The organism is Achromobacter xylosoxidans A8 (assembly GCF_000165835.1).
GTDB lineage: Bacteria > Pseudomonadota > Gammaproteobacteria > Burkholderiales > Burkholderiaceae_B > Achromobacter > Achromobacter xylosoxidans_B.
Map to the genome: position 1 here is coordinate 1,120,583 of NC_014640.1, position 18,281 is coordinate 1,138,863.

The 18,281-nt window shown below is 64.7% G+C and carries 15 protein-coding genes; 13 read left to right on the top strand and 2 right to left on the bottom strand.

The window, feature by feature from the left end:
- Window positions 1-2,709 carry an ATP-binding protein gene (locus AXYL_RS05205; protein ID WP_237709980.1) on the bottom strand — a complete coding sequence of 903 codons (2,709 nt, stop codon included), beginning with the start codon at window positions 2,707-2,709 and terminating at the stop codon, window positions 1-3.
- On the opposite strand from AXYL_RS05205, the gene AXYL_RS35150 reads away from it, so the two are divergent.
- Both AXYL_RS35150 and AXYL_RS05210 read left to right on the top strand, forming a co-directional pair.
- Complete coding sequence (locus tag AXYL_RS35150) at window positions 2,708-3,037, top strand: hypothetical protein (RefSeq protein WP_162470880.1); 330 nt, start codon at window positions 2,708-2,710, stop codon at window positions 3,035-3,037. The two genes, AXYL_RS05205 and AXYL_RS35150, sit on opposite strands and share 2 nt — an antisense overlap.
- 254 nt (window positions 3,038-3,291) lie before the next feature.
- Window positions 3,292-6,288: an autotransporter outer membrane beta-barrel domain-containing protein gene (locus tag AXYL_RS05210; RefSeq protein WP_013391777.1), complete on the top strand. Its 2,997-nt coding sequence runs from the start codon at window positions 3,292-3,294 to the stop codon at window positions 6,286-6,288.
- Between the two features lie 173 nt (window positions 6,289-6,461).
- Here the strand turns inward: AXYL_RS05210 and AXYL_RS05215 are convergent, their stop codons facing one another.
- Window positions 6,462-7,076, bottom strand: a complete 615-nt coding sequence (locus tag AXYL_RS05215) for a hypothetical protein (RefSeq protein WP_013391778.1) — start codon at window positions 7,074-7,076, stop codon at window positions 6,462-6,464.
- Between the two features lie 959 nt (window positions 7,077-8,035).
- Between AXYL_RS05215 and AXYL_RS05220 the strand changes: the two genes are divergently transcribed.
- The 11 genes from AXYL_RS05220 to AXYL_RS05270 all read left to right on the top strand — a co-directional run bounded on the left by AXYL_RS05220 (window position 8,036) and on the right by AXYL_RS05270 (window position 18,239).
- Complete coding sequence (locus AXYL_RS05220; RefSeq protein ID WP_013391779.1) at window positions 8,036-8,782, top strand: hypothetical protein; 747 nt, start codon at window positions 8,036-8,038, stop codon at window positions 8,780-8,782.
- A 118-nt stretch (window positions 8,783-8,900) separates the two neighbouring features.
- Entirely contained in the window at window positions 8,901-9,113 is a 213-nt protein-coding gene (locus tag AXYL_RS05225; protein WP_013391780.1) for an AlpA family transcriptional regulator, read from the top strand.
- A 42-nt stretch (window positions 9,114-9,155) separates the two neighbouring features.
- A complete protein-coding gene (locus AXYL_RS05230) occupies window positions 9,156-10,031 on the top strand; it encodes a ParA family protein (protein WP_013391781.1) in 876 nt (291 codons plus the stop codon).
- Entirely contained in the window at window positions 10,015-10,275 is a 261-nt protein-coding gene (locus AXYL_RS05235; RefSeq protein WP_013391782.1) for a hypothetical protein, read from the top strand. The genes AXYL_RS05230 and AXYL_RS05235 overlap by 17 nt, the downstream gene beginning before the upstream one ends.
- A complete protein-coding gene (locus AXYL_RS05240; RefSeq protein ID WP_013391783.1) occupies window positions 10,268-11,932 on the top strand; it encodes a ParB family protein in 1,665 nt (554 codons plus the stop codon). Before AXYL_RS05235 ends, AXYL_RS05240 begins: the two co-directional genes overlap by 8 nt.
- Window positions 11,933-11,947: 15 nt before the next feature.
- Window positions 11,948-12,508 (top strand): DUF2857 domain-containing protein, encoded by a 561-nt coding sequence (locus AXYL_RS05245; RefSeq protein WP_013391784.1) that lies wholly within the window; start codon window positions 11,948-11,950, stop codon window positions 12,506-12,508.
- Between the two features lie 3 nt (window positions 12,509-12,511).
- A complete protein-coding gene (locus AXYL_RS05250; protein WP_013391785.1) occupies window positions 12,512-13,762 on the top strand; it encodes an STY4528 family pathogenicity island replication protein in 1,251 nt (416 codons plus the stop codon).
- Between the two features lie 331 nt (window positions 13,763-14,093).
- The gene (locus AXYL_RS05255; protein ID WP_013391786.1) at window positions 14,094-14,882 is read left to right on the top strand and encodes a PFL_4669 family integrating conjugative element protein; all 789 of its coding nucleotides are present in this window, start codon (window positions 14,094-14,096) and stop codon (window positions 14,880-14,882) included.
- Window positions 14,879-15,406, top strand: a complete 528-nt coding sequence (locus AXYL_RS05260; RefSeq protein ID WP_013391787.1) for a DUF3158 family protein — start codon at window positions 14,879-14,881, stop codon at window positions 15,404-15,406. Before AXYL_RS05255 ends, AXYL_RS05260 begins: the two co-directional genes overlap by 4 nt.
- Before the next feature lie 73 nt (window positions 15,407-15,479).
- Complete coding sequence (locus AXYL_RS05265) at window positions 15,480-15,932, top strand: single-stranded DNA-binding protein (RefSeq protein ID WP_013391788.1); 453 nt, start codon at window positions 15,480-15,482, stop codon at window positions 15,930-15,932.
- Between the two features lie 276 nt (window positions 15,933-16,208).
- The gene (locus AXYL_RS05270; protein WP_013391789.1) at window positions 16,209-18,239 is read left to right on the top strand and encodes a DNA topoisomerase III; all 2,031 of its coding nucleotides are present in this window, start codon (window positions 16,209-16,211) and stop codon (window positions 18,237-18,239) included.
- The last annotated feature ends 42 nt before the right edge of the window (window positions 18,240-18,281 follow it).

Consider the following 18,281-nt stretch of genomic DNA (forward strand, 5'->3'; position numbering starts at 1 on the left):
TCAGCCTTCTGCGTATGCATGCAGGGTTGCGGTCAGGGCCAGGATGGGCAGGGGTTTCAGCAACACCTGGTTCATTCCGGCTTCCAGCCCCTTGGTGATGGTTTCGGGCGCCGCGCTGGCGGTCACGCCCAGTATGGTTCCCTGGTAGCCGAGCTCGCGCAGGGCGCGCGCCAGTTCGTAGCCATCCAGGATCGGCATGTTGATATCGGTGATGACGGCGTCGAATTTGTCAGGGTCCCAGCGCTGCAACGCCTCGCGGCCATTGAAGACGATGGTGGCCGAACACCCCAGATGTTCGAGCTGCTCCCGCAGGATGAGCTGGTTGATCGCGTTGTCTTCCACCACCAGGATCCGTTGTCCCAGCGACAGGCGTGGCGCGCAGGGAGGGGGCAGCAAGGTCTGTTCGCGGCCGTGCTGGGCCATCCCTACCGCCACGCCGATGCTGAACGGATTGCCCTGGCTCGCGATGCCGAGGCGGCCGCCGCGCGCTGCGATGGAAGCATGGTCCGCGCCTGGGACGAGCACGCGGACCTTGCTTCCGGTCCAGGACGCCTCAGACTGTCCGGGCGGCCAGGTCTGCAGCAGGACGGCGTTGTCGGCTTCCGGCACATGGCCCTGTCCTCGATACGGTATGGCAATGGCGCCCCATTTGTTCAGCCATGCGCATGCATTCGCCACGACCTCGGGAATGGCGCCGCTGACGTAGACGGCGCTGCGCCGCAGCTGTATGGGCGATGCCGGATCCATCTCGGTTACATCCAGCGTGATGGCGAATGTGATGCTGGTACCCAGGCCGACCTCGCTGACCAGGGACAGGCTGCCGCCCATCAGATCGACCAGGCGCCGGCTGATGGCCAGGCCCAGACCGGTGCCGGCCGCGTCCTGGACCTGGCCGGAATGCGCCCGGAAATAGGGTTCAAACAGCTGGGTTTGCGATTCCGCGCGTATGCCCACGCCGGTATCCGCGACCTGGAAGCGCAGCGTCGCCTTGCCCGCTGCGACCGCGCTTGTGGTCGCACGCAGCACGACGCGGCCCGCCTCGGTGAATTTGACGGAGTTGCTCACCAGGTTGTTGAGGATCTGCTGCAGCCTGGTCGGGTCTCCCCGCACCATTGCCGGCATGCCGGTGCCGGCGATCGCAAATATCTGCAGTCCCTTGCCCTGGGCGCGGGCGGCATAATTGGCCACGACGCCTTCCAGCATCTCCGTGGGGGAGAACTCCGACAGGATCAGGTCCTCGTGGCCGGCCTCCATGCGTGACAGGTCCAGCGTGTCGTTGATGGTGCGCAACAAGGTCGAGGACGACTGCTGCATGGTGTGCAGGTATTGCTGCTGCTGGGTCGTCATGGGCGTGAGCGCGAGCAGCTCGAGCGTGCCGAGAATGCCGTACAGCGGTGTGCGGATTTCGTGGCTGATCGTGGCGAAGAACAAGGTCTTCGCGTCGTTCGCCTGATCGGCGGCCTGCTTGGCATTGCGCAGGGTGCGCTCCACTTCCTTCTGGGCGGAAATGTCGCTGATGGCGCATATCACCACATTCTCGGATTGGTAGTTGGTCGCGGCGTACGTCAGGCTGACCGTGCGCCCGTCGCCGAGCTGATATTCGTGCCGGCCGGTCTGGTCGCCTGCGGCGCGCGTGTCTTCACGCCAGCTGTCGTGCGCATCCAGCAGATGGCGCGCGGCCTCGTTCGATATGACCTGGGTGCCGTCGGCGGGGCGGACCAGGCTGAGTCCGATCGGTGCGACTTCGATGATCTTCCGGTTCAAGGCGAGGCTATCGATGAGCGCCGTCTGATGCCTCATCGCCGGCGAAACCAGTTTGTCCCTGATGTGGCGTACGCCCAGCAGGACCACCGCGCTCAAGCAGGCCGCGACGGCGCCGACGGCCCAGAGGGCGGATGCGCCATGCCGCAGCACATCCTGCGTCGGCACGTAGTAGATCAGCCGCCAGCCGGCCTCGCCGACGGCCTTGCTCAGCGCCAGGCTATGGGGCAGCCAGCTTTGGCCCTGGAAGCCGAAGGAATCGCGCGCCAGCCGTGCCGATATCGAGTTGCTGGCGGTCGGCTCGGATCCGCCTTGCAAAGCCACCCGGCTGTCGCTGTCGTAAAGCGCATAGCTTGCGCCGTCGCTGGCGTGCTCCGCAGCGATCACGGATGCGATGTCGTCAACCTCCAGCCCGACCCAGGTCTGCTCGCGCCCGGTCGTGTCCAGCGGGGTATAGAGAAACAGATGATCGTGGGAGTCCGTCAGGGGCCGGATCCAGACGACGGGCGCGCGGCCGTCCTCAGGATTCGGCGTGGCGTGGCGCGCGGCCAGGGTTTCGTAGAGCCACTTCTCGGTGTCCCTCGAGAGGGCGTGGCTGCTGCGCCGTGTGTCGTCCAACGCCAGATGCGTCGAGCCGGGTTCGGCCAGCGTGGTGTAGACAATGCGCGCATTGGCGGCCGCCACGTCCGCCCGATTGCGGCGGGTGAGGATCAGCGCCCACTCGTAGGCGTCCGCCCCGTTGGTCAGCGGGATCACGTTGATCTGTCCGGTCTGGCCGAAAGTCCTGGGTGTTTGCTGGGCCGGTATGCGGTCGGTGTTGCGTACCGACGAGCCGGCCACGGCCCGGAGCAGCGTTTCGCGCTGGTCGAAGAAGATCTGCGCCCGGTCGGCGGCGGCGTTCATGCGGCGGCGGTAACTGGAGACCTCGTCGCTGAAGGACCAATACATGGACAGCATCGTCCCGACGAGTATGCATGCCAGCAGCGCCATGGCGAGCAGGTGCAGCAGGATCATCGGCAATCTGCTTGCCGGCATGTATCCGTCGGGGAGGCTGGGGGCGGCCATCATGCAAGCGATGGTATGGGCCGGGCCGATCTGGACGGATAAGAAAATTCTGGAAGCTGGGCCGCGCATTGCGCCCTGCGCATACAGCCCGGCTATGTCAATTTGTTTCCCGAGTGCACTGAAAAGCCGCTGGAAGCATCTCTGGTTTGCTTATCCGGATGGTATCCGTTTTAGAAAAATAATCAATTTGGATATTGTCCAATTTAATTAATTTTCAAAAATGGATGGTATCCAAGTTTGTTTATTTAATTATTGGATGGTATCCATATCATTGATTTAAATAATAAAGATGGTATCTATTAATTAATTTTTGGTATTGAAAAAAAAGGGGTATAAATTGCCTCCTTTTTTCGAGAAACATGTTTCGCCCATTTGGATTGCCCGGTTACTTAATAATACTTTTATAGCGATCCGGTAATGCCTTGGGTTTATCAAATTAATTAATCGACATAGGGAGGATTTACGTTGATACATGACACGAAGAAATGGCTGACGGCGACGCTCGCACTGAGCGCGTCCTACTGCGGTGGCGTCACGGCTGCGGACTTGACGGTGACGTCGGGCAATACGCAGGTGTTCGACGGCTCGGCCAATTTCCCCGGGGGGGTGGATGTCAACGGCGGCACGCTGGTGATCGGCGGCAACGGCGGCGGCTCGGGCGTCACGCTCGGCGGCAACGTCAATGCGAATTCGAACGGGACCGTCGCGGGCTTTGGCTCGATCAATGGCGATCTCAACGTATCCGGCGCGCGTGTGGCGCCCGGGTATGAAGTTGGCACGCCGACGGGGGTCTCCAACGGCAATCTGGTCGTCAACGGCAACCTGTCGATGAACAACGCCGTGTTCAATTTCGAGACCGGCTATGCGGGGCTGCCGATCACGCAACCCGGCACTGGCGACAACATCACCGTGCGCGGCAATGCCGCCATCAACAACACCACGCTGAACGTCACGGTCAATACCTTGGGCGTCAATGCCGGCTACTACCGGATCCTGTCGTATGGCGGCTCGATGAGCGGCAACGGCCTGACGCTGGGTTCGGTCTCGGGCGATTCCGCGCCTGCAGCCACCATCCAGAACCTGACCGGCGACAAGCAGATCAATCTCATCCTGGGCCCCAGCACCACCAACTTGTGGAACGGCAACGGCGCGGCATCCGCGACGCGGTCGGGCGGCGGCAACGGCACCTGGAGCGCGGCCGGCACGAACTGGAACAGCCCGAGCAATGCCACCGGCGCGCTGCCCGATGGTGGCTACGCGATCTTCACTGGCGCGGCCGGCACGGTGACCGTGGACGGCAGCGCAGGTCCGGTGCGCGTGTCGGGCATCCAGTTCGCCACCGACCGCTATCGCCTGCAGGGCGCGCCCATCACCCTGGTTGGCAGCGGCGGCAATCCGCCCGCAATCGTGGTCGGCGATGGCACCTATGCTTCGGGCCAATTCGTCGACACCATCGACAATCCCTTGCAAGGCACGCAGGGCTTCGTCAAGACCGGCCCGGGGTCGGTGATCCTGACGGCCGACAGTAGCGGCCTCACCGGTCCCATCCTGATCGCCGACGGCGCGCTGGAGATCGACGGCAAGCTGAACGGTCCGATGGACATCGGCCGCGAGGTCGTGCTGGCAGGTGTTGGCCAGGTGGGCAGCACCAATCTGTACCCCACCGCAGTCATCTCTCCCGGCAACGATGGCACGCCCATGGGCACGCTCACGGTCAACGGCAACCTGACCTTTGGCCAGAACACCATCTACCGCGTGCATGCCGATCCGGCCAGCACCCTCAGCGACCGCATCCACGTCACCGGCGTTGCCTATCTCGACGGCACCGTGGCGCACGTGGGTCCCGACGGCAACTACGCGCCGCGCACGACCTACAACATCCTGACGGCGGATGGCGGCATCCAGGGTCAGTTCACTGGCGCTTCGAGCGCTTATGCCTTCCTGACGCCCACGCTCAGCTATGACCCGAAGAATGCGTACATGACGCTGACGCGCAATGATGTGCCTATCGGCAGCATCGGCGGCTCGGGCAACGAGAGCAGCGTGGGCGGAGCGCTGGACAAAGAGGAACCGCCCGCGACGGGCAATGGTTCGTCTTCGACCAGCAACGGCTCTTCGTCGACGGGGAATGGTTCGTCTTCGACCGGCAACGGCTCTTCGTCGACGGGGAATGGTTCGTCTTCGACGGGCAACGGCTCTTCGTCGACGGGCGACGGTTCGTCTTCGACGGGTAACGGCTCCACGTCGACGGGCAACGGTTCGTCCTCGGCGGGCAATGGCTCGACCTCGACCGGCAACGGCTCGTCCAGCGCCGGCAACGAAACGCCGCCCACCGGCAGCGGCTCTTCCCTGGTCGACAGCGGCATCGCCGCGGGCAAGAACACAGGCGCCAGCCAGGTGGCTAATGCCGTGCTCGCCATGACTCCGAACGAAGCGCGATCGGCCCTGAGGATGCTCTCGGGCGAAGTCTACGGCAGCACCGCGAGCGTACTGCTGAGCCAGGGCGACACCGTGCGCACGCTGCCGCTCTCGCATCTGCGCGGCAACCTCGACGCGCCGGTGTTGGCCGGACGTCCCACCGCCCAACTGGGCGCCCCGTCGTCCGACGCCATGCCGCAAAGCGGCGCATCGCCGGTCTGGGCGCAAGCGTTCGGCAACTGGAGCAAGTTCGACGGCGACAGCAACGCGTCCAGCCTGAGCCAATCGTCGGGCGGCCTGTTCGTCGGCGGCGATGGCGCGGTGGGCGGCGGCTGGCGTTTGGGCGGCGCGGTCGGCTACATCGGCAGCCACAACTCGATCGACGACACGTCCTCGCGCACCAATGTCGACAGCTATACGGCGACCCTGTTCGGCGGGCGGAATTTCCAGGCCGGTCCCGGCCACATCCGCTTCATGGCCGGCGCGGCCTACACCTGGCATGACATCGACGCGAAACGCGACGTGGCGGCCGGCAGCCTGAACCAGCGGCTCGAGTCGTCGTATCACGCCTCGTCGACGCAGGTGTTCACCGAGCTCGGCTACAACCTGCCGCTGGGCGACGCCTACACCATCGAACCGTTTGCGGGCCTGGCGTGGAACCAGCTGCGCACGCGCGGCTTCGAGGAGTCCGGCGGCACGGCGGCCCTGCACGGGTCCAGCAATTCCGACGACGTGACCAGCACCACGCTGGGACTGCGTGGCTCTTGGGAGTTCGGTTCCGACCGCGCGCCTGGCCGCCTGACCGCGTCGCTGGGCTGGCGCCATGCCATGGGCGATGTGCAGCCCAAGCAGCAGTTGGCCTTCGAAGGCGGCAGCACGTTCTCGGTGACGGGCGTGCCGATCGCGCGCAACGCCGCGGTGTTGGGCCTGGGCGCCGAGATGGCCATCACGCGCAACACGACGGCGGGCATTGCCTATGATGCGCAGTTCGGCGGCGGCAACCGGCAGCAGTCGGGCGTGCTCAAGCTGGCCGTGCGCTTCTGATCAGGCGCCGACAGGCGCAGCAAGGGTCGCGTTCATGACGCTTGCTGCGCCAGCGCCGGGCTGGAATCGAGAACAAATGAAAAAGGGGCGAATCGAAAGATTCGCCCCTTTTTCAAGGACTTGCTCAAGAATGCTCGCTGAGCGGGGCCAGAACGGACGAGGCGCCGTTGGTCTTAGTGTTTATCGTCCCCCTGCCATCGCAGATAAGCCGAGCGGGTAACAGCAGACACTGAATCCAGGACTTTCCGGTGATTGACCTGATGCCGCAGCATCAGCCGTGCATCGGCCACGGCGCGGGATTTGCAGAACCAATGGCAACTGTGCTGCAGCAGATACAACTCCGCCGAGAGGTGGTACGCGCGCTCTCTTGCGTCCCAGTGGCCTTCGTTGTCCACGACATGGCGCAAGCCGAGTGCATGGATGTGCAGCAGCTCACGAAAATCCCGTGTCATCGCGGGAAGAAAGCGCTCGATGTATGGCACGCAGAACGAGAGCGTGGACACGCGGGTGGCCTGTGGACTTTCCTTTTGCATGGCATCGGCCAGCGACTGCACTTGTGCCGCCACGGCGCGTTCGGTCTGGGCGAAGGTTTCCAGTACCTGTAGCTGGCGGTTCTCGGTGTCTTCGCGGATGGCGCGGGTGTAGCCTTGCGTCAGTGTTTCCATGTGGCGCTCCAGCTGCAAACCGCCCAGATGACGCCCCAGCAACGCAATGCGGGCGCGCTGATAGCGCACGCGCAGCACCTGCCATGCCGCGATAAGCACCAGCAGGATCAATGCAATATCCATTGCCCGTGTTCCTTCATTTCCCAAGCGGCACAAGCCGGAATGAAAAAAGGGCCCGAAGGCCCTTTTTCAAGGATTTCCAGAACTCCGCGAAGGAGGTTGAAAATCAAAATTTGGAGCGGGAGACGAGACAGGCACTAGGGCGCTAAATCCTTGTTTCCCAATCACTTTCTCCGCCGCCGTGAGCAGCGAAGGCCTGAATTATAGCCTTGTTTTTCGCCCTCGGCAACAGAGTTCATCCAACAACTTCCATCAGCGTCCAAGGACTGCCATCCATCCGCTGACACCGGACGCAGAACACATCGCTGCCAGAGCCCCGCCGCTGCAACGCCGTTGGCACGCCCAGGTCTTCTTGCGTCAGGAATGGCATCAGCATCGAGCGTTGAGACCGCGCTTGGTTTGTTGATGCAGTGCGCACCACAGCCCAAGGCTGGTCGTGATGAAGGTCATGCGGCGAGCGAAGAAAGATGGGGCGCATGTTCACATCGCCTGGTCGGCTGGCGACCGTGTGGGAGCGACGCGCAACAGCCTCAAACTAGCCACAGCCCATGATCGCTGGATGCTATGTCGATATATCAGGATGCCGGAACAAGCATCACACGCGTGGTTTTCTCTACGTCACTCTGGACGTTGAGCAACGACGGCGACCGCAGCGCGACTTGTGAAACCGTAGGGATATCAGACCATAGCCAATCGGTCTTGATGGGCTTGACGCACCCCATGACGCTGGCACCGTGAGCGCCATTGTCGAGCGTGCTTCTTCCTTGTTACTCGACGGGCCGGCAACTGGTCGATTCTTGCACATCGAGCAAGAGAGGACCACCTGTGCGGATGCCATGATTTCTTCCGCCCACGTTCCAGGGCATGGTCCCAGGCATCCGCCACAGGCATAACGACACAACAGCCCTTGGCAGGGCAAGAAAGGAGCCGGTGATGTAGCGCTTCCGAAAGGAGACGAAAACATGCACAAGGAGCCACCATTATCAAAGGTGTTCTATCGTCCCATCGAAGCTGCCATACGGTGGGCTGGGTTGCTGCGGTACAAGGCTTCGATTCTCGCGTCGATCGCATCACCGCGGTGCCTGCCGCAGATGTTGGACTGCCCTCGATGGAACGAGTGTCGGCTGTACTCGGAACGCATCTACGACGGCATCCTCAACTCGGAGCTGCCCTTCGGCAAGGACGGGATCACGATCAATGACCCCGAACTGGTGAGTTCACCCGATCTGACCGTCCGCCATGTCGATCTGAAGCGCTGGATGCGCACCCACTATCCCGAGCATCGGCCGGGATTCCTGTTCAGCCGTGGCGAGCGCATGGCGCATCCCTTCATCACCTTGGAAACAGGGCAGGCGCTTCTACTGGAACGGCTGGCTCTGCAGGCTGCGCTGGACCATAGCCGGCGTGAGACACGCGAACTGCAAGCGCAGCACGAAGCCTTGCTCAAGCAGTCGGCGGTCCTGCTGGCGTCTCAGCAGTGCACGATCAGTGATCGAGCAGAGACCACATACCTGAACATCATCGGCGGGATGCTGACGCTGATGCTGGGCCATTCCCCATCGGGCGTGCCGTACTCCAGCTTCAAGACGCAGGAGGCCATCGTCACTGCATTGCTCGCCCACTATGGCGGCACCATGGGCATCACGGAGCGAACCTTGAACGGCAAGTTCGCCAATGCCAGGAAGAATGTGCGTAGCGCAGCCGCGTGAATTCTTCCATCTTGTATGTGCAGTCGCGGAGATTGCATTTGCAATGTCTTTCCGCAGCCATGTCTATTGAATAGAGGTCACGCCAACAAACGCCACTGAGCGTTCAGGAGTGACCGCCATGTCGCAAGCACCTGTACTGCCCCCTTACGAGCGCCGCATCCTGCGGCTCGATGAAGTTGAAGCGAAGTCCGGCTTCAAACGCGCCCACATCTACAACCTGATGAAGAAGCGCCAGTTTCCACAGGCGCTGCGCCTGGGTGTGCGCGCCGTGGGCTGGGATTCGGTCGAGATCGACCAGTGGATCGCCGAACGCCTCAACAACCGCACCTGACCCGCTCCCCCTCGGATTTCCCATCGCCAAACGGAGAGCGCCATGCAGGTCGTATCCATCATTTCAACGAAAGGTGGCGTCGGCAAGACGACGACGGCCGCCAACCTCGGCGGGCTCGCCGCGGACGCGGGGCTGCGCGTGCTGCTGCTCGATCTCGACGTGCAACCCACCTTGTCCTCTTACTACGAGCTTGCCCACCGTGCGCCCGGCGGCATCTACGAGCTGCTGGCATTCAACGAGCGCGCCGTCGACCAGCTCGTGTCCCGCACCATCGTCGCGGGCCTGGACCTGGTGCTCTCGAACGATCACCGGGGTGAACTGAACACGTTGCTACTGCACGCGCCAGACGGACGCCTGAGACTGCGGCACCTGCTGCCGGCGCTGGCGCCGCTCTATGACCTGGTGCTGATCGACACCCAGGGCGCGCGCTCGGTGCTGCTGGAGATGGCGGTACTCGCCTCCGGCCTGGCGCTATCGCCCGTGACCCCGGAAATCCTCGCGGCCCGCGAACTGCGGCGCGGCACCATGCAATTGCTGGAGGACATCGCGCCGTACCGGCACCTCGGCATCGAACCGCCACCGCTGGACCTGCTCATCAATCGCGTCCACCCCGTGTCCGCGAATGCACGGATGATCCAGCAGGCGCTGCGCGACCTGTTCCAGGACCATGCCGGCATCCGCGTGCTGGGCACCGACGTGCCGGCCATCGAAGCCTATCCGCGCGCTGCGACCCGCGGCCTGCCGGTGCATCGCGTCGAGTATCGACAGCCACCAGGCAGAGTTGCGCCCGCCGCGCTCGACACCATGCGCGCGCTTGCTGGCGAATTGTTCCCTCAGTGGCAAGACAGATTCGCCCTCGTGTCCGGCCGTCCTCCACGTTCTTTTGAAACCGGGAGGCCCCATGGCGAACGCACATGAGCTTGCCCGTGGCCACAAGCGGCTGCGCGCTCTGATCGAGTTTGCGGTGAGCGAAGGCTGGCACGTCAAACGCACCCGGGGTGGACACCTCAAATTCACCAAGACCGGCTGCGCCGCCATCTACACCAGCTCGACCGCGAGCGATTACCGGGCAGACCTCAACGCCCGTGCGCAGATTCGCCGAGCCGAGCGCGAGGCCCGCATGGCCCGGCCCGCCAACGCCGAGGGATGCGGCCATGGCTGAGATGACCTCCCAGGACATGGCCGGCAAGCTGCTTGCTGCCGGGTTCGAGCGCGGTGGGCCATCGGCCACGGCCTTGAGCGACCCGATCGCCGACACACCGATGGTCGTGACGCTGGACCAGTTGCGGCCCTACGACCACGACCCCCGCAAAAAGCGCAACTCGGCCTACGATGAAATCAAGGCCTCCATCCGCGAGCGCGGCCTGGATGCGGCGCCCGCCATCACACGCCGTCCTGGCGAGGCGCACTACATCATCCGCAACGGCGGCAACACCAGGCTGGCGATCCTGCGTGAACTCTGGGCGGAGACCAAGGACGAGCGCTTTTTCCGCATATCGTGCCTGTTCCGGCCCTGGCCTGCGCGCGGGGAGATCGTCGCCCTGACTGGGCATCTCGCCGAGAACGAACTGCGCGGCGGCCTCACGTTCATCGAGCGCGCCTTGGGCGTCGAGAAGGCGCGCGAGTTCTATGAAGCGGAAAGCAGCACGACCTTGAGCCAGTCCGAGCTGGCCCGTCGCTTGGGCGCCGACGGCTTCCCCGTGCAGCAGTCGCACATCAGCCGCATGGCCGATGCGGTGCGCTACCTGCTGCCGGCGATCCCAACCGTGCTCTATGGTGGCCTCGGTCGCCACCAGGTCGAGCGGCTGTCGGTCATGCGCAAGGCCAGTGAGCGCACGTGGGAGCAGTATGCCAAGGGCCGCTCCCTGCCGCTGGACTTCGACAGTTTCTTCCAAGAAGTGCTGTCGCAGTTCGATATCCAGGCCGACGAGTTTTCGCCGCAGCGTGTGCAGGACGAGTTGATCGGTCAGATGTCCGAGCTGCTGGGCATCGACTACGACGTGCTCGCCCTGGACCTGACCGAATCCGAGAGCCGCCACCGCGCCCTGGTCAGCGACCCAACCCCGCCATCGGCGCCGCCGACATTGCCTGAGCCTGGGGCCATTGCGCGGGCGCCGATCGAACCAGCACCATCCCCCGCTACAGCAGCACCTTCTGCAGGCCACCCTGCGGCCGCGCCGACGAGGCCCGAGGACGATGCGGCCCCGAGCGAGGCATCCGCGGCCAGCCCTGCGGCAGCGGCTGGCGGTCTGCTTGACGAGCACATCATCTCTCCGGCACCCACGACGGAACGTCTCCAGTCCATCCAGCGCATGGTCGCCGACCAGTTGGGCGATGTGCTGCCGCCCGACTTCTCGGCCAACGTATTGCAGTCGATTCCCGTGCAGGCCGGGGGCCTCTATCCCATCTCGGACATCTGGCATATCGACCCTGGCCTCGACACACCCGACCGCCTGCGCATCCACATCGCGCAGTTCGCGCGCGAGATCGCGGGCGAGGCCGACCTGGACGCATGTGTCGAGGATCGTTCTGACGGCATCGGGTTCGCGTGTCGTGCCCCGGCCCAGGTTTCGTCGCCGCTCGCACGTGCCGTGCTCGCGCTGCTGGTTTCCCTGGCCGGTCAGCAGCCGGCCGACGTCGGCTTGGACGTCGGGCACTTCGTCACCGACCTGCCAGCGCTGTTGCATGGCCAGGGCCAACGTCATGACGACGGGGCCCGGCGATTGAGCGACAACACGCTGGTCAAGCTGTTTCGGCTGCTGCGGCTGGCCCGGCGCCTGCTGGATCTGGAAGCCGGCGCTGTCGGCTCTGGGACCTGAGCGAGGGAGACCAGCATGTCCGCACCGAACCCACTCAACCAGGCCGTCATCGCGCAGGCGCTCTACGATCTGCGCAACGGGCAACTGCGCCGCTGCAAGGCGATGGGATTCGGTGAGGAAGAACTGGATGCGCTCAAGCATCCGGCGCTGATCAGCGTGCTGGCCAATGCCAACGTCTCGTGGTGCTCTGTCTCGGTGAACCGGGAAGTGCTCCGGCGATTGCTCAAACAGGCGCAGGACGTGGAGAAGGAGATCGCCACCGTCGATCGCATGCTGCGCCTGGGCGCCAGCACCGAAATGGTGAGCCGCTTCTACGGACTGACGCACCAGGAAGTCGCGCTACGGCGTGAAGTTCTCGGCCTGCCCAAACGCAAGGGGCGCCATCCGGTTCTGGACGAGGAGCAGGACACCGAGCTGTGGCGGCGCTGGAAGGCCGTGACCAGCAGCAGGACTGTCGAGCAGGAGGATGAGACCTCGGTTCTTGATGCGGCAATGGATCTCGCCGAAGGCATGGAACTGCCGCTGTCGGTGGTCTGGGCTGCGATCAAGAACTGGATCGATCAGGGGTTGGGTTGAATCATGGCCGTGGACGACGCTGCACCACGAGCACCACGCCAAGGCCCGGTCGCCCTCGCTGATCTGTTCGACAGCGCGCTGAAAGACCTTGCACCGAAACCTCACCCGCCCGCGCCCGAGCCGGCTCCCGCATCCGCGACGGCTCCTGTGTCTGCAACCGGCGACGGTTTCCTGTTCAGTGGCAATCGGCACGAGAGCGTGCCGCGACGGCTGTTCCTGGACCGACGCCTGACGCCGCTGGAACGCAATGCCTGGCAAGTCTTCCGGATGATGCTCAACGAGGATGGCGTCACGGCGTTTCCGACGTATGAGCAACTTCGCCCGTGGCTCGCGTCAATGCCTTGCGCCGGACAAGCCTCCCACGAGACCGTGGCACGGGCGCTGACGCTGTTGCGCCTGACGCGCTGGTTGAGTCTCGTGCGTCGCAGGCGCGACCCCAAGACCGGGCGCATCCTCGGCAACCTCTACGTCCTGCATGATGAGCCCCTGACCCCGTTCGAGGCGATGCAGCTCGACCCGGACTACTTGCAGCTCGTCAGCCAAGCCCTGGGCCATTCGGCCAGGGCCGTTCAGGTCGTGGGCTTGCACACGCTCAAGGAGATCGCCGAAGACCCGTTGCTGTCTGGCCGCATGCTGCCCTCGCGGCTGCAGGTCCTTGCCGAACGCCTCGCAAGCCAGGGCATTGGGGCGCAGGAGAGTTATCCACAGGAGGACACGGTTCACGATTCCGAAGAAGGGGCGCCGAGCCTTCTTCGGAATTCTGATGACCCCTCTTCGGATTCCGAAGCAGGGCCGAAACCCGCGTCAGATGGCACTCTTCGGAATCCGAAGCAGGACCGTACTGTACGTAGTAGTCGTATTAATGAAGTACGTACTACCGCGCGTGAGCGTGGGCAGGTGCGCGCGATGCCGGGAGTTCGTCTGCCTGATCGCTTCCTCGGCTTGAAGGAAGAGCAGCAGGCCGGAGCCATGGTGGCATTGCAGCAGGTCGATGCCCCGCTACGCCAGGCCGTACTGGACGAATGGGCGGATCGCTGTCGCGGCAGCACCATCCGCAACCCGGCAGGCTACCTGTTTGGCATCATCCAGCGCGCCATCCGTGGCGAGTTCAACGCATGGGCCAAACAAACTGGGTCAGCATCGCCACCTGCCACTGCACGAGATGCACCGCCTGAACCACCGCGCAATGTGGTTCCGCCCGAGGTGGCCCGGCAGCACATCAGCCGGCTGCGCGACCTTCTGCGCAGTAGCTGAGCGCGATGAGCGACAAGGGCGTGAAGCAGACGTCCATGGCCGTCAGTAGAGCTATCCCCAGGGGATAGATGTACTACAAGCTGTAACGCCGACCGGCGCGGCCTGGTACATCCGTCCACGGGGCCGTAATGGCGTCGGTTTCATGAGCAGCCCGCACCATCTGCGCGAGCAACGCTCCATGGCGGTTGATGGAGCTATCCCCTGGGGATAGCTCGCGATACGGGCCGCCACTGCCACGACAACCGGGGACTGGTTCATTTCGGTTTGTTGACTGACTGCCTTCCGCTGCGTGCCGATCCTGACCGCTCCTTTCCCCAAGCGAGCGGACACCATGGCAACCAACGAACCTCTGCAACTCAATCTCGGCTCATTGCGCAGCGCGATGTCGCTGACGCTTCACACCCACCACGCCTCGCGCATCTGGCATGGCCGCGCCGCCGCCGAGGGGCGACCCGGCATCGTCGGCCTGAACGGCTACATCGCCGTGATGAACAAGATGAAGCGCGGCTCGGAGCAGGACGATCCGTACAGCGACTGGTGGATGTTGCGCATCGAGGAGAAGCTCGACCAGACCAAGGCCACGTTGCAATCGCTGCGCGGGCAGGTTGACCAGGCACTGGCCGGCGTGCCTGCGGCGTTGAGCCTGGGCGAGAACCTCAACGTGCAGCCGGTGAAGCTCCCCTTGTTCGTGAACGCGCAGCTCGGCTTTGCCGCCGTCTATCTGCTGGCCGACTACGACGACATCGCCCGCAAGCTGATCCTCGCCCATCACACCGCGCTGATCGATCGCTCGACATTGGAGCGCTGGCTCAATGAAGGTGCCCACGCGCTGCGCAGCCTGTTCAGCCTGGCGCAGCAATACCGCTACTCGGGCTGCACCCGCGACGACTTCGCGGCCAAGAACGCCGCAGCTCGGGCAGCATTGGAGAAGTTCGGCGAACTGCCGCAGGACGTGCTCGAAGGCATGCGCCGCTCGAAGTTTGCGCCGCCCATCGCACGCCGCGGGCTGCAACAGCGCGGTGATAGCGCTGCCGCAGCCGCACCTCCCAGCGACGAAGGCGCTGCCGCCGATTCGGCCGAGGCCAGGTCCACAGCCGCCGGCGAGGACGAACAGGCATGAGCGACCCGAACCGCGAACCGCGCTACTTCCGTCGTCTGGAACAGCCAGCCTTCATGCGGCTGGAACACGCGGCCTCTCTAAAAGGCCTTTTAAAGCCTTTTAAAGGTAAAGGGGACTTGGAGGCCTGGGCCAGCCAGTGCTTCGCCATGCGCGACGAGTTGATCGGCCTGGCGCAGCGACAAGTGCTGCAACAGGCCAGTGGGCATCCCTTCCACCTGCTGCCCGTGGAACTGGCCCAGCAGACCACTGGCGCGGGAACGACGTTCCTGCGCTGGCGCAGGCACGACCGCTCGGCCATGGGCGTGGCCCTGTGGCAGGAGCTGATGGCGAGCACCAGCACGCCGGTCAACCTGCTGGCCGACCTGCACGCGATCGAGCTGCAGCGCATCACGCTGAACATGCAGATCAGCCTGTTGCACACCCTGGGCAGGCAGGCCCAGGAGTGCGCCAGCAAGGCCGCCGAGGCGGAAGACGCCTACCTGCGCCGGCTCGCGTCCATACCCCCCGCAGTGCGCGATCGGTGATCGCGTCGGGCACCCCAGCACGCGCCCGGCGGCAGTGAGGCGCGGGTATTTCAACCACCACGGAGATCACACCATGAGCACGCATTTTTCCGGCGAAGGCAACATCGGCTCGCCCCCCGAGTACCGGGAGTTCCCCAACGGCAACGACGAACCGCGGCGCTTGCTGCGGCTGAACGTCTATTTCGACAACCCCGTTCCCACCAAGGGCGGCGACTATGAGGATCGCGGCGGCTTCTGGGCGCCGGTGGAAATCTGGCACCGCGACGCCGCGCATTGGAAGGACCTCTACCAGAAGGGCATGCGCGTGCTGGTCGTCGGCCGCATGGAGCGCGAACCCTGGACCGACAACGAGGAGCAGCCGCGCGAGACCTGGCAGATCAACGCGCGCAGCGTCGGCATCCTGCCGTTCCGCATCGAGTCCGTCGTCCTCAGCCCCAAACCGCAGGAGACCGCGCAGGACGCGCAGCCCAAGCCCCAGCCCGCCCAGGAACCGGCTGCGCCGAAGGAGACCAAGAGCAGGAAGTGACCCAGCATGGGGGCGGCCGCGGCTCTTCGCCGCCCCCCATGTCCTCGCGAGCTATCCCCTGGGGATAGCTCCACCGACGTCCACCGGCTTCCACGCGCTCCCGAACATCGCGGCTCCCGGCCAGCACACCACCGGCTGCACGCCATCCCCGCCGCAGCCATCCCATCTCGTGAAAGCGGTCGCCACCGCATGCGGCTTGTTTGCTGCTGCTTCCGCAGGCGCTCGGCATCCTCGATCCCGGCAACTCCATGAACAACGGGAAGCGGATGGACGGACATGCGGCTGTTTCTGTGCGAGAAGCCCTCCCAGGGCAAAGACATCGGCCGGATTCTCGGCGCCACCCAGCGCGGTGAAGGCTGCCTCAATGGCTCCGGCGTCACGGTCACCTGGTGCATCGGCCATCTCGTCGAAGCAGCAGCACCCGAGGTCTATGACGCGGCGCTCAAGCGCTGGTCGCTGGAGCAGTTGCCCATCATTCCCCAGCAGTGGCGGGTCGAGGTCAAGCCGAAGACCGCCACGCAGTTCAAGGTCGTCAAGGCGCTTCTGGCGAAGGCGACCCACCTTGTCATTGCCACCGACGCCGACCGCGAGGGCGAGCTGATCGCCCGCGAGATCATCGACCTGTGCGGCTACCGCGGTCCCATCGAACGCCTGTGGCTGTCGGCGCTCAACGATGCGTCCATCCGCACCGCGCTCGCCAAGCTGCGGCCCTCGGCCGAGACACTGCCGATGTATTACTCGGCGCTGGCGCGCTCGCGCGCCGACTGGCTTGTGGGCATGAACCTCAGCCGGCTGTTCACCGTGCTCGGGCGGCAAGCCGGCTACGACGGCGTGCTGTCGGTCGGGCGTGTACAGACCCCGACGCTCAAACTCGTGGTGGACCGTGACCGAGAGATCGCGGCCTTCGTGTCCGTGCCGTACTGGGCCATCGACGTGTCCTTGTCCGCAGGCGGTCAGACGTTCACCGCGCAGTGGGTGGCACCCGATGCCAGCGCCGACGACGCCGGCCGCTGCCTGCAGCAGCCCATCGCACAGCAGGCCGCGCAGCAGATCCGCGCCGCGGGCAGTGCCCAGGTGGTGTCGGTCGAAACCGAGCGCGTGCGCGAAGGCCCGCCGCTGCTGTTCGACCTGGGCACCTTGCAGGAAGTCTGTTCCAAGCAGCTTGGGCTGGACGTGCAGGAGACACTGGAAATTGCCCAGGCCCTGTACGAGACGCACAAGGCCACGACGTACCCGCGCTCGGATTCGGGCTACCTCCCCGAAAGCATGTTCGCCGAGGTGCCCACGGTCCTGGACAGCCTGCTAAAGACCGATCCCACGCTGGCCCCGATCATGGGCCAGCTCGACCGCACCCAGCGCTCGCGCGCCTGGAACGACAGCAAGGTGACGGCGCACCACGGCATCATCCCGACGCTCGAACCCGCGAACCTCTCCGCCATGAGCGAGAAGGAGCAGGCGGTGTACCGGCTGATCCGGGCGCATTACCTGGCCCAGTTCCTCCCGCACCACGAGTTCGACCGCACCGTGGCGGACCTCTCCTGCGGCCAGCAGAAGCTGGTGGCCACGGGCAAGCAGGTCGTCGTCAAGGGCTGGCGCCTGGTGCTGGCCGAGCCAGAACGTGAAGGCAGCGCCGACGAGGACGGCGATGCCCCGCGCAGCCAGGTGCTGCCCGCATTGCGCGACGGGATGGCATGTCAGGTCGCCGGGGCCGACATCAAGGCCCTCAAGACGATGCCGCCCAAGCCCTATACCCAGGGCGAACTGGTCAAGGCGATGAAGGGCGTTGCGCGTTTCGTGACCGACCCGCGCCTGAAGCAGAAGCTCAAGGACACGACGGGCATCGGCACCGAGGCGACGCGGGCCAACATCATCAGCGGGCTGATCGCCCGCGGCTACATCGTGAAGAAGGGACGCTCCATCCGCGCATCGGATGCGGCGCTCACGCTGATAGACGCCGTGCCCGCGGCGATTGCCGACCCCGGCACCACCGCCGTCTGGGAACAGGCGCTGGACATGATCGAGGCCGGACAACTCACCCTGGATGTGTTCATCGGCAAGCAGGCTGCATGGATTTCGCAGTTGATCGCGCAGTACGGCAGCACGTCCCTGTCCATCAAGGTTCCCCAAGGACCGGCTTGTCCGCAGTGCGGCGCACCCACGCGCCAGCGCACCGGCAAGAGCGGCCCGTTCTGGTCGTGCAGTCGCTACCCCGCCTGCAAAGGCACGCTGCCGGTGGCAACCGGCACGTCCAGGCGTGGTGCCTCGCGTCCACGCCGTACCAGTGGCGGTGGCTGCAAAGGCGCCTGACCGCCCCCGTTCCCCGTGAGCCATGCCCGCCATCGGCGGCGT

Coding starts and splice junctions, on each gene's coding strand:
- AXYL_RS35150 (WP_162470880.1), top strand. CDS start 2,708: ATGGACAGCATCGTCCCGACGAGTATGCATGCCAGCAGCGCCATGGCG.
- AXYL_RS05205 (WP_237709980.1), bottom strand. CDS start 2,709: ATGTATTGGTCCTTCAGCGACGAGGTCTCCAGTTACCGCCGCCGCATG.
- AXYL_RS05215 (WP_013391778.1), bottom strand. CDS start 7,076: ATGGATATTGCATTGATCCTGCTGGTGCTTATCGCGGCATGGCAGGTG.
- AXYL_RS05220 (WP_013391779.1), top strand. CDS start 8,036: ATGCACAAGGAGCCACCATTATCAAAGGTGTTCTATCGTCCCATCGAA.
- AXYL_RS05225 (WP_013391780.1), top strand. CDS start 8,901: ATGTCGCAAGCACCTGTACTGCCCCCTTACGAGCGCCGCATCCTGCGG.
- AXYL_RS05230 (WP_013391781.1), top strand. CDS start 9,156: ATGCAGGTCGTATCCATCATTTCAACGAAAGGTGGCGTCGGCAAGACG.
- AXYL_RS05235 (WP_013391782.1), top strand. CDS start 10,015: ATGGCGAACGCACATGAGCTTGCCCGTGGCCACAAGCGGCTGCGCGCT.
- AXYL_RS05240 (WP_013391783.1), top strand. CDS start 10,268: ATGGCTGAGATGACCTCCCAGGACATGGCCGGCAAGCTGCTTGCTGCC.
- AXYL_RS05245 (WP_013391784.1), top strand. CDS start 11,948: ATGTCCGCACCGAACCCACTCAACCAGGCCGTCATCGCGCAGGCGCTC.
- AXYL_RS05250 (WP_013391785.1), top strand. CDS start 12,512: ATGGCCGTGGACGACGCTGCACCACGAGCACCACGCCAAGGCCCGGTC.
- AXYL_RS05255 (WP_013391786.1), top strand. CDS start 14,094: ATGGCAACCAACGAACCTCTGCAACTCAATCTCGGCTCATTGCGCAGC.
- AXYL_RS05260 (WP_013391787.1), top strand. CDS start 14,879: ATGAGCGACCCGAACCGCGAACCGCGCTACTTCCGTCGTCTGGAACAG.
- AXYL_RS05265 (WP_013391788.1), top strand. CDS start 15,480: ATGAGCACGCATTTTTCCGGCGAAGGCAACATCGGCTCGCCCCCCGAG.
- AXYL_RS05270 (WP_013391789.1), top strand. CDS start 16,209: ATGCGGCTGTTTCTGTGCGAGAAGCCCTCCCAGGGCAAAGACATCGGC.